Source organism: Herbiconiux sp. 11R-BC (genome assembly GCF_049472555.1).
Taxonomy (GTDB): domain Bacteria; phylum Actinomycetota; class Actinomycetes; order Actinomycetales; family Microbacteriaceae; genus Herbiconiux.
In genome coordinates this window covers 218,815-232,112 of sequence record NZ_JBCEBO010000003.1, presented here as the reverse complement: position 1 = coordinate 232,112, position 13,298 = coordinate 218,815, and the positions used below count along the sequence as shown (strand labels likewise).

General features: G+C 70.1%; 12 protein-coding genes and 1 tRNA gene. 5 read left to right on the top strand and 8 right to left on the bottom strand.

Translation table 11 applies throughout. The features are described 5' to 3' along the window. Nucleotides 1-118 precede the first annotated feature (118 nt). Nucleotides 119-1,030, top strand: a complete 912-nt coding sequence (locus tag VD659_RS09555; protein ID WP_423260856.1) for a proteasome assembly chaperone family protein — start codon at nt 119-121, stop codon at nt 1,028-1,030. 133 nt (nt 1,031-1,163) lie between these two features. On the opposite strand, the gene mshC is transcribed toward VD659_RS09555, so the two are convergent. The 3 genes from mshC to VD659_RS09540 are packed head-to-tail and all read right to left on the bottom strand — an operon-like array spanning nt 1,164 to nt 4,656. After that, the gene (mshC, locus tag VD659_RS09550) at nt 1,164-2,453 is read right to left on the bottom strand and encodes a cysteine--1-D-myo-inosityl 2-amino-2-deoxy-alpha-D-glucopyranoside ligase (RefSeq protein WP_423260855.1); all 1,290 of its coding nucleotides are present in this window, start codon (nt 2,451-2,453) and stop codon (nt 1,164-1,166) included. Nucleotides 2,454-2,462: 9 nt separating this feature from the next. Further along, on the bottom strand, nt 2,463-3,290 hold the full coding sequence (locus VD659_RS09545) for an undecaprenyl-diphosphate phosphatase (protein WP_423260854.1): 828 nt from the start codon (nt 3,288-3,290) through the stop codon (nt 2,463-2,465). A gap of 58 nt (nt 3,291-3,348) precedes the next feature. Next, nucleotides 3,349-4,656 carry a M20/M25/M40 family metallo-hydrolase gene (locus tag VD659_RS09540; protein ID WP_423260853.1) on the bottom strand — a complete coding sequence of 436 codons (1,308 nt, stop codon included), beginning with the start codon at nt 4,654-4,656 and terminating at the stop codon, nt 3,349-3,351. A gap of 121 nt (nt 4,657-4,777) precedes the next feature. Here VD659_RS09540 and VD659_RS09535 point away from each other — a divergent pair. The 3 genes from VD659_RS09535 to VD659_RS09525 all read left to right on the top strand — a co-directional run bounded on the left by VD659_RS09535 (nt 4,778) and on the right by VD659_RS09525 (nt 6,367). Continuing rightward, nucleotides 4,778-4,862: transfer RNA gene (locus tag VD659_RS09535), tRNA-Leu, on the top strand. Between the two features lie 157 nt (nt 4,863-5,019). Continuing rightward, nucleotides 5,020-5,622 carry a sulfite oxidase-like oxidoreductase gene (locus VD659_RS09530; protein WP_423260852.1) on the top strand — a complete coding sequence of 201 codons (603 nt, stop codon included), beginning with the start codon at nt 5,020-5,022 and terminating at the stop codon, nt 5,620-5,622. Nucleotides 5,623-5,713: 91 nt separating this feature from the next. Continuing rightward, complete coding sequence (locus tag VD659_RS09525) at nt 5,714-6,367, top strand: FAD-binding oxidoreductase (protein WP_171010630.1); 654 nt, start codon at nt 5,714-5,716, stop codon at nt 6,365-6,367. Between the two features lie 25 nt (nt 6,368-6,392). Here the strand turns inward: VD659_RS09525 and VD659_RS09520 are convergent, their stop codons facing one another. From VD659_RS09520 to VD659_RS09500, 5 genes are all read right to left on the bottom strand, one after another. Continuing rightward, nucleotides 6,393-6,743: a VOC family protein gene (locus VD659_RS09520; RefSeq protein WP_423260851.1), complete on the bottom strand. Its 351-nt coding sequence runs from the start codon at nt 6,741-6,743 to the stop codon at nt 6,393-6,395. A gap of 3 nt (nt 6,744-6,746) precedes the next feature. After that, nucleotides 6,747-8,234 (bottom strand): peptide MFS transporter, encoded by a 1,488-nt coding sequence (locus VD659_RS09515; protein WP_423260850.1) that lies wholly within the window; start codon nt 8,232-8,234, stop codon nt 6,747-6,749. Nucleotides 8,235-8,357: 123 nt separating this feature from the next. Next, complete coding sequence (gap, locus tag VD659_RS09510; protein WP_423260849.1) at nt 8,358-9,356, bottom strand: type I glyceraldehyde-3-phosphate dehydrogenase; 999 nt, start codon at nt 9,354-9,356, stop codon at nt 8,358-8,360. 166 nt (nt 9,357-9,522) lie between these two features. Beyond that, nucleotides 9,523-10,470, bottom strand: a complete 948-nt coding sequence (locus VD659_RS09505; RefSeq protein ID WP_423260848.1) for a GlxA family transcriptional regulator — start codon at nt 10,468-10,470, stop codon at nt 9,523-9,525. Between the two features lie 22 nt (nt 10,471-10,492). Continuing rightward, nucleotides 10,493-12,319: a DEAD/DEAH box helicase gene (locus VD659_RS09500; protein ID WP_423261092.1), complete on the bottom strand. Its 1,827-nt coding sequence runs from the start codon at nt 12,317-12,319 to the stop codon at nt 10,493-10,495. Nucleotides 12,320-12,485: 166 nt separating this feature from the next. On the opposite strand from VD659_RS09500, the gene VD659_RS09495 reads away from it, so the two are divergent. Next, entirely contained in the window at nt 12,486-13,277 is a 792-nt protein-coding gene (locus VD659_RS09495; RefSeq protein ID WP_423260847.1) for an SGNH/GDSL hydrolase family protein, read from the top strand. Nucleotides 13,278-13,298 lie beyond the last annotated feature (21 nt).

The following is a 13,298-nucleotide window of genomic DNA, read 5'->3' as shown; positions in this document are numbered from 1 at the left end:
CGGTGTGCGCCCCGGCACCCCCCGAGCGCGGGTGCCCATCCGCGCCCGAGCGCCTATCCTTGACTGACGGCACCCGCACCGTGCGGACGTCTCGGAAGGCAGTGAGGTACCCATCACGGTGACAGACAACGGATTCCTGCGCGGACGACTGCTCCTGGTCGCCTTCGAGGGCTGGAACGACGCCGGCGAGGCCGCCACGGGCGCGCTGAAGCTGCTCAAAGACGAACTCGCCGTGGTGCCGATCTCCGAGGTCGACACCGAGGAGTACTTCGACTTCCAGTTCAACCGGCCCACCGTCACGGTCGACGACGACGGGCGCCGCGGCCTGGTCTGGCCCGAGGCCACCCTCTTCGGGCCCGACACGGCCATGGATCCGCTCGCGGGCGCCGAGCAGGGCGCCGACGCCGATCACGTCTACCTGCTCATCGGCACCGAGCCCTCCCGCAACTGGAAGAAGTTCACCGCCGAGGTGATCTCGACCGCGCTCGCGGAGGACATCACGGGGATCGTGCTGCTCGGCGCCATGCTCGCCGACGTGCCGCACACCCGGCCCATCTCGGTCTTCGCGACGAGCGAGAACCCGCTCGTGCGCAGCGAGCTCGACATCGAGCGCAGCTCCTACGAGGGCCCGGTGGGCATCCTCAGCGTCATCTCCGAAGCCGCCGAGGCGGCGGGCATCCCCACGGTGTCGATCTGGGCATCCGTTCCCCACTACGTGCACAACGCGCCGTCGCCGAAGGCCACACTCGCACTCATCGACAAGATCGAGGAGCTCATCGAGATCACGATCGACCGCGGGGAGCTCGTCGACGAGTCCAGCGCCTGGGAGTCGGGCATCGACGCCCTCGCCGGCGAGGACGAGGACATGGCCGCGTACATCCAGCAGCTGGAGCAGGCCCGCGACACCGTCGACTCGCCCGAGGCGAGCGGCGAGGCCATCGCGCAGGAGTTCGAGCAGTACCTCCGCAAGCGCGGCGGCGACGGCCGCCCCGGCTCCGACGGCCCCGGCGAGCCCTGGCGCCGCGACTAGCCCCTCCCCTCTCCCCCAAAAACAAGGAATCTGCGCAAAAACAAGGAGTTCTGGAACGACTCGCCGTGGCCGACCGGTCGACAGACGGCGTGTTGTCCCAGAACTCCTTGTTTTTGAGGGAGGGGTGTGGGGGTCAGAGGCGGATGCCGAGGAGGGCGTCGAGGATGCGCGCGGCGAGGGCCGTGGACGCCGGTGAGTGGGGCGTGCTGAACCAGGCGTCGAACTGCTCCAGGGCGCCGGGCGTGTCGAGGTCGTCGTGCAGGCGGGTGCGCACCCGCTCGAGCAGGGCGAGCGCGTCGTCGTCGTCGAGTCCGGCCGAGAGCTCGTCGGATGCGGGCCGCGCGGCCGAGGCACGCCAGCCGGCCAGACGTTCGGCGGCCAGCAGCTCGTCGCCGCGCTGCCACTCCCAGTCGTCGCGGTAGGGATGCGCGAGGATGGCGAGGCGGATGGCATCCGGCTCGGATCCGGCCGCCCGCAACTGCGAGACGAGCACCAGGTTGCCGAGCGACTTCGACATCTTCTCGCCGTCGAAGGCCACGAGGCCGCCGTGCGCGTTGACCCGGGCGAAACGCTCGCCGGTGAGCGCGGTCGCATGGGCGGCACTGAACTCGTGGTGCGGGAAGACGAGGTCTCCCCCGCCGCCCTGCACGCAGATGGTGTCGCCGAGGGTCTCGCGCGCGATCACCGAGCACTCGATGTGCCAGCCGGGGCGGCCGCGGCCGACGACGGAGTCCCAGGCCGGCTCTCCGGCCCGCTCGGCGCGCCAGAGCAGCGGATCCAGAGGGTCGCGCTTGCCCTCCCGCTCGGGGTCTCCCCCGCGCTCGGCGAAGAGGCGGCCCATCGTGCTCTGGTCGAGACCGCTCTCGGAGCCGAGCACCCAGGGGGTGGACTGCTCGGCCGCCGCGATGTCGAAGTACCAGTCGCTCGTGGCCGGGTCGAGCGCATCCGGGGTCGGCACCGCGTAGGCCATGCCGCGCGCCCGCAGGGCGGCCACGGCGGCGGCGATCGAGTCGATGGTCTCGGTCACGCCCACGTAGGAGTCGGGTGGCGTGACGCGCAGCGCCTCCATGTCGGTGCGGAAGAGCTCGACCTGCGAGGCGGCGAGTTCGCGCCAGTCGACGCCGGTGGCCGTGGCCCGTTCGAGCAGGGGGTCGTCGACGTCGGTGACGTTCTGCGTGTACAGCACGTCGAGGCCCGCGTCGAGCCAGGTGCGAACGAGGGTGTCGAAGGCGAGATAGGTGGCCGCGTGGCCGATGTGCGTCGCGTCGTAGGGCGTGATGCCGCAGACGTAGAGCGTGGCGGTCTCGCCGGGCTCGACGCCGGCCGCCGAATCGAGGAAGCGGCCGCTCGCGTCGTCGTGCAGCCGCGGCGCGGAGCCATGGCCGGGGAGAGCGGGGATGTCGGGTCTAGGCCAGGAGCGCACCGGACAAGCCTAGTTCGCGGGGATGATCCCGAGCGCCAGCACCACGATCAGGAAGGCGCCGAGGGCGAGGCGGTAGATCACGAAGGGCAGGAAGCTGCGCTTGGAGATGTAGCTCATGAAGAACGCGATCACCACGAGACCCACCACGAAGGCGATGACCGTGGCCACGAGCGTGGGCAGCGGGCCGTAGACGCTCGGCTCGCCGATGCTCTTGTAGACCTGGAAGAGACCGCTGCCGAACACCGCCGGGATGGCCAGCAAGAACGAGTAGCGGGTCGCCGCGCGGCGCTCGTAGCCCATGAACAGCCCGGCCGTGATGGTGCCGCCCGAGCGCGAGACGCCCGGGATGAGCGCGAGCGCCTGGGCGAAGCCGAAGATGACGCCGTGACCCACCGTGAGGTCTTTCAGGCGCCGGTTCTTGGCACCCACCCAGTCGGCGACGCCGAGCAGGATGCCGAAGACGATCATCACGATCGCCACGATCCAGAGCGAGCGCAGCGTGCTCTCGATGGCGTTCTGGAAGATCAGGCCGAGCAGGATGATCGGGATCGAGCCGACGATGATCAGCCAGCCCATGCGCGCATCCGGGTCGTTGCGCGGCACCCGGCCGGCGAGCGAGCGGGCCCAGCGGCCGATGATGCGCACGATGTCGCGCCAGAAGAACACCACGACGGCGGTCTCGGTGCCGAGCTGGGTGATGGCGGTGAACGCCGCCCCCGGGTCTTTCGCGCCGGGCAGGAACTCGCCCAGGATGCGCAGGTGGGCGCTCGAGGAGATCGGCAGGAACTCGGTCAGTCCCTGCACGAATCCCAGGATGACGGCGTTGAGAAAGTCCATGGCTCCCTTTGGGTTGGTCGGGCTGTGAGCGCCGCGGGCGGATCGGTGCGGCGGCCGCTCAGTAGCGCAGCAGCAACTCGGTCAGAACGTCTGTGCCAAACCCTAGCGCCTCGAGCGGCACGCGCTCGTCGACCCCGTGGAACATGGCCGGGAAGTCGAGCGAGGCCGGCAGCTGCAGGGGCGCGAAGCCGAAGCCGCGGATGCCGAGCAGGCTCAGCGCCTTGTTGTCGGTGCCGCCGGAGAGCAGGTAGGGCAGCACCTCCGCCCCCGGGTCGAAGTGCTGGAGGGTCGAGATCATGGTCTCGACCAGCTCGCCGTCGAAGGTGGTCTCGAGACCGATGTCCTGGTGCGAGATGACGATCTCGATGTCCTCGCCGACGATCTCGCGGATCTCGGCGAGCACCGCATCCTCGTGCCCGGGCAGCACCCGAACGTCGAGCATCGCCTCGGCCCGGTCGGGGATCACGTTGTGCTTGTAGCCCGCGGTGAGGCCGGTGGGGTTCGTGGTGGTGCGCAGGGTCGCCGTGATGAAGCGCGAGGCCGTGCCGGTGGCCAGGGCGATCTCGTCGGGGCTCAGCGTCTGCGCATCCTTGCCGAGGATCTCGGCCACCCGGTCGAGCAGCTGACGGGTGGTGGCGGTCAGGTGCACGGGCCACTCGCGGCTGCCGATGTCGGCGACCGCGCGGGCGAGGCGCGTGACGGCGTTGTCGTGGTTGATCTGCGAGCCGTGGCCGGCGGTGCCGCGTGCCACCAGCTTCATCCAGATCAGGGCCTTCTCGCCCGTCTGCACCAGGTAGGCGCGCTTGCCGTCGAGGTCGACCGAGTAGCCGCCCACCTCGCTGATGGCCTCGGTCGCGCCGGCGAAGAACTCCGGATGCCGGGTGACCATCGGGTGGGAGCCGAAGACTCCCCCGTTCTCCTCGTCGGCGAAGAAGGCCACCACGAGGTCCCGTTCGGGCTGACGGCCCGAGGAGAGGATGCGGTCGAGCGCGGACACGATCATCGCATCCATGTTCTTCATGTCGACCGCGCCGCGGCCCCAGAGCATGCCGTCCTTGACGACGCCCTCGAAGGGGTCGACCGACCAGTCCTCGGCGATGGCAGGCACGACGTCCGTGTGGCCGTGCACCACCAGCGCGGGCTTGTCGCGGTTGCGGCCCTCCACGCGGGTGAGGATGCTCGTGCGCCGGGGCGCCGCCTCGAAGGTCTCGACGCGCAGGCCCAGCCGCTCGAGGTGGGCCGTGAGGTACTCCGCCGCCTCGGTCTCGCCGTTGGACCGGCCTTCCCCGTAGTTCGAGGTGTCGAAACGGATGAGGTCGCGCGCGAGACGAGTCGTCAGGTCGAGCTCTTCAGGAGTTGACGTCATCCCTTCACGCTACCCGGCGCCTGCTCCCCGGACCGAGCGTGTGACGAGGTGGATTTGCGGACTCGTCATCCGTGCTATTGTCTTTCCTTGGCGCTGGAGAGATCCGGAATGCCGCACCTGAGTCCGGGTGGCGGAAATGGCAGACGCGCTAGCTTGAGGTGCTAGTGCCCGTATAGGGCGTGGGGGTTCAAGTCCCCCCTCGGACACTGTGTGACAACACAGAACTGGTTGAGACAGTGAAATGAAGGCCCGGTCGAGAGACCGGGCCTTCTGTCATTGTTCCCGGGTGCCGATTCACGATCTGTCGGAGCAATCCATGGCCTGATCGCTCTAGGCTTGGTTCACGATCGGGAGGAGAGCACCATGGGAATCGTCACACCGGGTTTCTTCGGCAAGCATCGCGAGGCCGACCCCAAACTGCCCCCGGGGCAGTACGAGACGAAGGACTTCCCGGTGCTCTCCGCCGGGCCCACGCCGAACATCCATCCGGGTGAGTGGTCGTTCTCGATCACCACCGAGACGGGCGAGGTGAAGCGCTGGTCGTGGGACGAGTTCATGGCGCTGCCGATCGAGACGGTGCACACCGACATCCACTGCGTCACCCGGTGGTCGAAGTTCGACACCACCTGGCGCGGTGTGTCGCTCGACACGCTCTTCGCCGAGGTCGACACGAAGTTCGGCTACACGATGGCGCACTCCTACGGCGGCTACACCACGAACGTGCCGCTCGCCGACCTGCTGGGGGGCAAGGCCTGGGTGGCGTTCGAGTTCGGCGGCGAGCCGCTCGACCCCGAGCACGGCGGGCCGGCGCGACTGCTGGTTCCGCACCTCTACTTCTGGAAGAGCGCGAAGTGGGTGAACGGGCTCACCATGCACGAGACCGACGAACTCGGCTTCTGGGAAGTGAACGGGTACAACGCCTACGGCGACCCGTGGAAGGAACAGCGCTATTACTACGACTCCTGATCCGGCTCCGGTCGCAGGCATCGGTCCCGGCACCTGGCAGGTCGCCGACGTCGTCGGCATCCGTGAGGAGACGCCCACCGCCCGCACGCTCATGCTGCGCGTGCCGGGCTGGAAGGGTGCTCTCGCGGGGCAGCACATCGACATCCGCCTGACCGCGCCCGACGGCTACCAGGCCGCGCGTTCCTACTCCCTGTCCTCCGCCGCCGGCGACGAGCTCGCCGCGGTGAGCATCGAGCTCATGCCCGACGGCGAGGTTTCCCCCTACCTCGTGCGCGGGGTGAGCGTGGGAGACCAGCTCGAGGTGCTCGGTCCACTCGGCGGCTGGTTCGTGTGGCGGCCCTCGCAGCAGGAGCCCATCCGGCTGATCGGCGGCGGCTCCGGCATCGCCCCGCTCGTGTCGATCCTGCGCACCCACATCGCCTCAGGCAACACCGCACCCGTGCACCTGCTCTATTCGGTGCGCTCCCCCGACTTCGTCTACTTCCACGACGAGCTGAGCGCTCTCACCGAGGCCGCCGGCGCCGCCGTGACCATCCAGTACACCCGGCACGCGCCGGAGGGCTGGCCGGGCACGCTCGGGCGCCTGGATGCCGCACGCGTGGCCTCCTGGGCGGCCGCGACCGACCCGTCCTCCTCGACTTACATCTGCGGGCCCACCCGTTTCGTCGAGCTCGCCTCGGACGCCCTCGTGGCCGCGGGCGCCGACCCCATGACGGTGCGCACGGAGCGCTTCGGCGGCGCGTAGATCGCTTCGGTGACTCCTCGGGAGGTCAGGCGGCCTTGACGACGCACCACTCGTTGCCCTCGGGGTCGAGGAGCACCTGGAAGGTCCCCACGGCATCCGCGTGGATCAGCCCTTGGCGTGTGGCCCCCAGGAGCACGGCCGCGTCGGCCGCCGCCGGCACGTCGTCGACGGCCACGTCGAGGTGCACGCGGTTCTTCACCCGCTTCGGCTCGGGCACACCCTGGAACGCCACCCGCAGGCCGGCGGGCGTGTCGAAGTACGACCAGCCTGCGCGGCGGTGCGTGGGCTCGGAGCCGCCGAGCACGGCGTGCCAGAACGTCGACAGCGCGACCGGGTCTGCGCAGTCGAAGACGATCTCGTCGACGGTGCCGAGCATCCGCTACCGCACCCCGCCCATCATGCGGCGCACCCACGGGGTGGCGATGACGAGCAGGCCGCCCACGAGGATCGCGACGAGGCCCGAGATGCCGAAGTACGGGATCTCGTTGGTCTCGTTGTAGAAGCCGGCCAGGATGCCCGAGAGGGCCGTCCCGAGCGCGATCGAGAGGAAGAACAGCGCCACCATCTGCGTGCGGAACACCGCCGGCGCGAGCTTCGTCGAGAGCGAGAGCCCCACAGGTGAGAGCAGGAGCTCGGCGATCGTGAACACGAACAGGATGCCCACCAGCGCCAGCAACGGCGTGCCGTGCGCCCCGGTGCCCGAGAACGGGATGAACAGCAGGAAGGCGAGGCCCATCACGACCGCCGCCGCCGCGAACTTGTAGGGCGTGGCGGGCTGCCGGTCGCCCCACTTCGTCCAGATGGCGGCGAACACGCCGGAGAGGATGATGATGAAGATCGGGTTGATCGACTGCACCCAGGCCACCGGCATCTGCCAGCCGAACAGGTCGAGGTTCAGCCGGTCGTTGGCGTAGAGGGTCACCACGGTGAACTGCTGCTGGTAGAGCGCCCAGAACGCCACGCTCGTGATGAACATCGGGATGAACGAGTACACCCGTCGGCGTTCGAGTCCCGAGATCTTCTTCGACGACAGGATGATGACGAAGTACGCGATCGAGGCCGCCAGCGTGACGACGGCCACCGCATCCGCGAGGTTGTCGGCGTTGAGCACGCCGATCAGCACGGCCGCGACGATGAGCACCACGGCGCCCACGGCCACCAGCACCATGACCAGCCGATGTGCCGCCGGCAGCGGGTTCGGCACCGCCTTCGCCTCGGGCGGCAGGCTGCGGCGCCCGAAGGAGTACTGGATGAGACCGATCGCCATGCCCACGGCCGCCACTGCGAAGCCCACGTGGAAGCCGAAGGAGGTCTGCAGCAACCCGGTGAGCAGCGGCCCGAGGAAGGCGCCGAGGTTGATGCCGAGGTAGAAGATCGAGAACCCGGCGTCGCGGCGCGGGTCTTTCTCGGAGTACAGCGTGCCCACCACCGAGGTCGCGTTCGCCTTCACTCCACCGGAGCCGAGTGCGATCAGGATGAGCCCGGTTCCGAGCCCGGCGACGCCCGGGATGAGCGAGAGCGCGAGGTGCCCCGCCATCACGACGATCGCGCTGTAGAACAGGGTGCGTTCCGAGCCGAGCAGCCGGTCAGCGAGCCATGCCCCGAGGATCGTGGCGAGGTACACCGACCCGCCGTAGGCGCCCACGATGCCGACGGCGACGGGCTTGGGGATGCCGAGGCCGCCCTCGGCCACCGAGTAGAACATGTAGAGCAGCAGGATGCCCTGCATGCCGTAGAACGAGAACCGCTCCCACATCTCCACGCCGAAGATGTGCACCAGCGCGAACGGCTGCCCGAAGAAGGACCTCTCCCGCCCCTGCTCCCGCCCAGAAGAACCGTCCGTCGACACCGCAGCCCCATTACTCATCCCGCCATAGTGGCATGCAAGTGGTGGGGGTCGGGGGATTTCGCCCCCGCCGCCTTTGAGCTCCGCTCAACCCCTAGGCGGGGGTGGAATCCCCCGACCCCCMCCACGACCGGCCCGCTCGCGTCAGCCGCGCGCCAGCAACTCCAGCGTGTCGACCACCCGGTTCGAGAACCCCCACTCGTTGTCGTACCAGGCCATCACCTTCACGTGCTTGCCCTCGGCCCGCGTGAGTGCCGAGTCGAAGACGGCGGAGGCGGCTCGCCCGGTGATGTCCGACGAGACGAGAGGGTCTTCGGTGTACTCCAGGATGCCCGCGAGCGGCCCGTCGGCAGCGGCCCGGTAGGCGGCGAGCACCTCGTCGCGGGTGACCTCGCGCGCCACGACGGCGTTGAGCTCGACGATCGAGCCCACCGGCACCGGCACCCGGATGGAATCACCCGAGAGCTTGCCGTCGAGCTGCGGCAGCACGAGCCCGATCGCCTTCGCGGCCCCGGTGGTCGTCGGCACGATGTTCACCCCGGCCGCGCGGGCGCGCCGGAGGTCGCGGTGCGGTCCGTCCTGCAGGTTCTGCTCCTGCGTGTAGGCGTGCACGGTGGTCATGAAGCCGTGCTCGATGCCCGCGAGCTCGTCCAGAACCGCCGCGAGCGGTGCCAGGGCGTTCGTGGTGCAGGAGGCGTTCGACACGATGCGGTGGCGCTCCGGGTCGTAGTCCCCGGTGTTCACGCCGTAGGCGAGCGTGACGTCGGCGCCCTCCGCCGGAGCGCTCACGAGCACACGCCGGGCGCCGGCCCGCAGGTGGGCGCCTGCCGCCTCGGCGGAGGTGAAGCGCCCGGTCGATTCGAGCACCAGGTCCACCCCGAGCTCCGCCCACGGCAGCTTCTCGGGGTCTCGCTCGGCGAGCACCCGGATGCGCCGGCCGTCGACCACGAGCGCGTCGCCGTCGACCTCGACGGAGCGGCCCAGCCGGCCGAGCGAGCTGTCGTAGCGCAGCAGGTGGGCGAGCGCCTCGGGTGCGGTGAGGTCGTTGATGGCGACCACTTCGAGCGCGCTGTCGCGCTCGAGCAGGGCGCGCAGGGTGTTGCGGCCGATACGGCCGAATCCGTTCACGGCGATTCTGGTCATGGGATGCGTCTCCTTCTCGGACCGTCTGTGGTCCTGAACCAGGATCGGCGCGTCGGGGTACGCGCGACAGTGGCCGCGTCGACAGCGGCCGCAAGCATCCGGCCACGTTCACCGTCACCCGGCGCAAGCATCCCGCCAGCCGAATCCGGAGATCCGGCAGCGGGCCTCAGGCTGAGAAGGTGTGCCGGTACTCGAGCGGCGAGGTGCCCAGGATGCGCTTGAAGTGGAGACGCAGGTTGGCGCCGGTGCCGAGGCCCACGCGGTGAGCGATCTGCTCCACCCCGAGGTCGCTGCGCTCGAGCAGCTCTCGGGCGAGGTCGATGCGGGCGCGCAGCACCCACTGCATCGGCGTGTAGCCGGTGTCCTCGACGAAGTGACGGGAGAAGGTGCGCTCGGAGACGGCGGCGTTGCGCGCAAGACCCTGGAGGGTGAGGGGTTCGGCGAGATGGGCGAGCGCCCACTCCCGGGTGCTCGCGAAGAGGTCGCCGAGGGGTTCGGGCACGCTGCGGGGAACGTATTGCGCCTGTCCCCCGCTACGGTAGGGCGCCGCAACGAGGCGGCGGGCCACGTGGTTCGAGAGCCCGACCCCGTGATCGCGGCGCACCAGGTGCAGGCAGAGGTCGATGCCGCTCGCGGCGCCGGCCGAGGTGAGCACCGAGCCCTCGTCGACGAAGAGCACGTTCTCGTCGACCCGCACGAGCGGATGCCGGGCGGCGAGCGCCCTCGTGTAGTGCCAGTGGGTCGTCGCCCGGCGGCCGTCGAGCAGCCCGGTCGCGGCGAGGGCGAAGGCTCCGGTGGAGATGGCGGCGAGCCGGGCGCCCCGGGAGTGGGCGGCGATCAGGGCGGCGACCACGGCATCCGGGGGCTCGGTGGTGGCGGGTTCGCGATAGCCCGGGATGAACACCGTGTCGGCCTGCTCGAGCGCCTCGAGCCCGGAGGCCACGTGGTAGGAGAGGCCGTCACCGCCCGAGATCGGCCCGGGCGCGGCGCCGCAGACGCGCACCTCGTAGGGCATGCTCGGGCGGTTGGAGAACACCTGGGCGGGGATGCCGACATCGAGGGGTTTGGCGCCCTCGAGCACGAGCACGGCCACGCGGTGAAGGGTCTCGGTCATGACCGGCCGTCCTCTCTCACAGTCAGTGGTTGGCTGCGCCCATCCATCTTCTTACGGTGACGATGCGCGCTTGCAGCTGTGTGACGCTCGCCTGCGCCACCGCCGGCCCCCCGCAGATGCGACGCAGCTCGGCGTGGATGAGGCCGTGCGGCTCGTTCGAGGTCTTCGACCAGATTCCGACGAGGGAGTTGAGCAGGCTGCGTTGCTCCTTGAGCGTGCGATAGAGCGGGGCCGGGACACCGCCCTGGTCAGGGGTGTCCTGCGTCGGTCGCCCGGTCTTCGCCGCGTGCTTCTGCTGCCGCGCCTGCCGGTGCTGCAGCAGGTCTTTCACCTGATCGGGTTCGAGCAGCCCGGGCAGCCCGAGGAAGTCGAGCTCCTCCTCGCTGCCCACCACGGCCTCGAAGCCGAACTCGCCGCCGTCGTAGACCACGCGGTCGAAGGTGGCGCCCGAGGAGATGGCCTGGAAGTCGAACTCCTGCGTGAGCGCCTCGGAGGCCTTCTCGTCGCGGTTCGCGGCCGCCACCATGGCGTCTTCGGGGTTGTAGATGTCGCCGTCGGGGTTCGAGCCGTCGTCGCGCTTGTCCAGCGCGTGGTCGCGCTCGAGCTCGAGCTTCTCGGCCAGCGCCATCAGTGAGGGCACGTTCGGCAGGAACACCGAGGCGGTCTCGCCGCGCCGCCGGGCCCGCACGAAACGGCCGATCGCCTGGGCGAAGAACAGCGGCGTGGAGGCGCTGGTGGCGTAGACGCCCACGGCGAGCCGGGGCACGTCGACGCCCTCCGACACCATGCGCACGGCCACCATCCAGCGCTTCGTGGAGTTCGAGAACTGCTCGATGCGGTCGGAGGCCTCCTTCTCGTCGGAAAGCACCACGGTGACGGGTTCGCCGGAGATCTCCTCGAGGATGGCGGCGTAGGCGCGCGCCACGGTCTGGTCGGTGGCGATCACGAGGCCGCCCGCATCCGGGATCGCCTGGCGCACCTCGCTCAGGCGGCGGTCGGCGGCCCCGAGCACCTGCGGGATCCAGTCGCCCTTCGGGTCGAGCGCCGTGCGCCAGGCCTGGGAGGTGATGTCCTTCGTGTTGCCCTCGCCGAGGCGGGCCTCCATCTCGTCGCCCACCTTGGTGCGCCAGCGCATGTGGCCGGCATAGACCATGAAGAGCACGGGCCGCACGACGCCGTCCTTGAGCGCGCGCCCGTAGCCGTAGCTGTAGTCGCTGCGGGAGACGCGGATGCCGTGCTCGTCGGGCGCGTACTCCACGAACGGGATCGGCGAGGTGTCGCTGCGGAAGGGGGTTCCGGTGAGCGAGAGCCGGCGGGTGGCGGGCTCGAAGGCCTCGCGCACCGCGTCGCCCCAGCTCAGCGCGTCGCCGCCGTGGTGCACCTCGTCGAGGATGACGAGGGTGTTCGCGCCCTGGGTGAGTTCGCGGTGCAGGGATGCGCGGGCCGCGACCTGCGCGTAGGTGATGGCCACGCCGTGGAAGTGCCGCCCGAACCGGCTCTCGCTGTTGCGGAACCCCGGGTTGAGCCGCACCCCGGCGCGGTCCGCGGCATCCGCCCACTGGCGCTTGAGGTGCTCGGTGGGGGCCACCACGATGATGCGGTCGACCGTGCGGCGGTGCAGCAGTTCGGAGGCGAGGCGCAGGGCGAAGGTGGTCTTGCCGGCGCCCGGCGTCGCGGCCGCGAGGAAGTCGCGCGGCTCGTGCTCGAAGTAGGCGGTGAGGGCCTCCTCCTGCCAGGCGCGCAGGCGGCCCGCGGTGCCCCACGGGGCACGCGCCGGGAACGAGGGCGAGAGCTGCCCGGCTGCACTCGTCCCGGGGGCGGGTTCGAAGTGCGGGAGCTCGGTCACGATGATCAAAGATACCTCGCTGCGCCGACAGTGAAGCCGACCCGAACCTCGACCCGGGCGAGCACAGCCCGCCCGGCGCTGGCGTCGCGGCGACGATCCACCGGATCGTCGCTCCCAGCTCCAGCGCGCGGAGTTACGCTTGAATGCACTCTGAAAGGAGCACCACCCCATGACCCAGCCACACCCCTGGCGCCGCTACGTCGCTCTCGGAGACTCGTTCACCGAAGGCATCGGAGACCCGGAGCCCGCGAGCCCCGGCGGCTACCGCGGTTGGGCCGACCGTGTGGCGGAGACCCTGGCGGCCGGGGCCGACGGCGAGTTCTCGTACGCGAACCTCGCCATCCGGGGGCGCCTGCTCCAGCAGATCCTCGACGAGCAGGTCGAGCCGGCGCTCGCGCTGCAGCCCGACCTGATCACCATCTCGGCCGGCGGCAACGACGTCATCCGCCCCGGTACCGACCCCGACGACATCGCCGCCCGCTTCGAGGTGGGCATCCGGCGGTTGCGGCGCGACGACGCGACCGTGGTGATCTTCACGGGCGTCGACACGAGCTTCACGCCGGTGTTCCGCGGCATCCGCGGCAAGGTGGCGATCTACAACGAGAACCTGCGGGTGATCGCCGACCGGTACGACTGCATCGTGGCCGACCAGTGGGGGCTGAAGGAGATCCAGGACAGCCGGATGTGGTCCGACGACCGCCTGCACCCCAACGCCCTCGGCCACCACGAGATCGCGCGGCAGGTGCTCAAGGCGCTCAACGTCGACAACGATCTGCAGCCGGGCTCCCCGGAGCCGCTGCCGCCGACCAGCTGGCGTCAGGCCCGCGCCGAAGATCTCGTCTGGGCGCGCGTGCACCTGGTGCCGTGGGTCATCCGCCGCATCACCCATCGCTCGAGCGGCGACGGCGTCGCCCCGAAGCGGCCGCAGGCCGAGCCCATGGTGTTCAAGACCCTCGACTGAGCGCATCCCTTCTCGATGAGG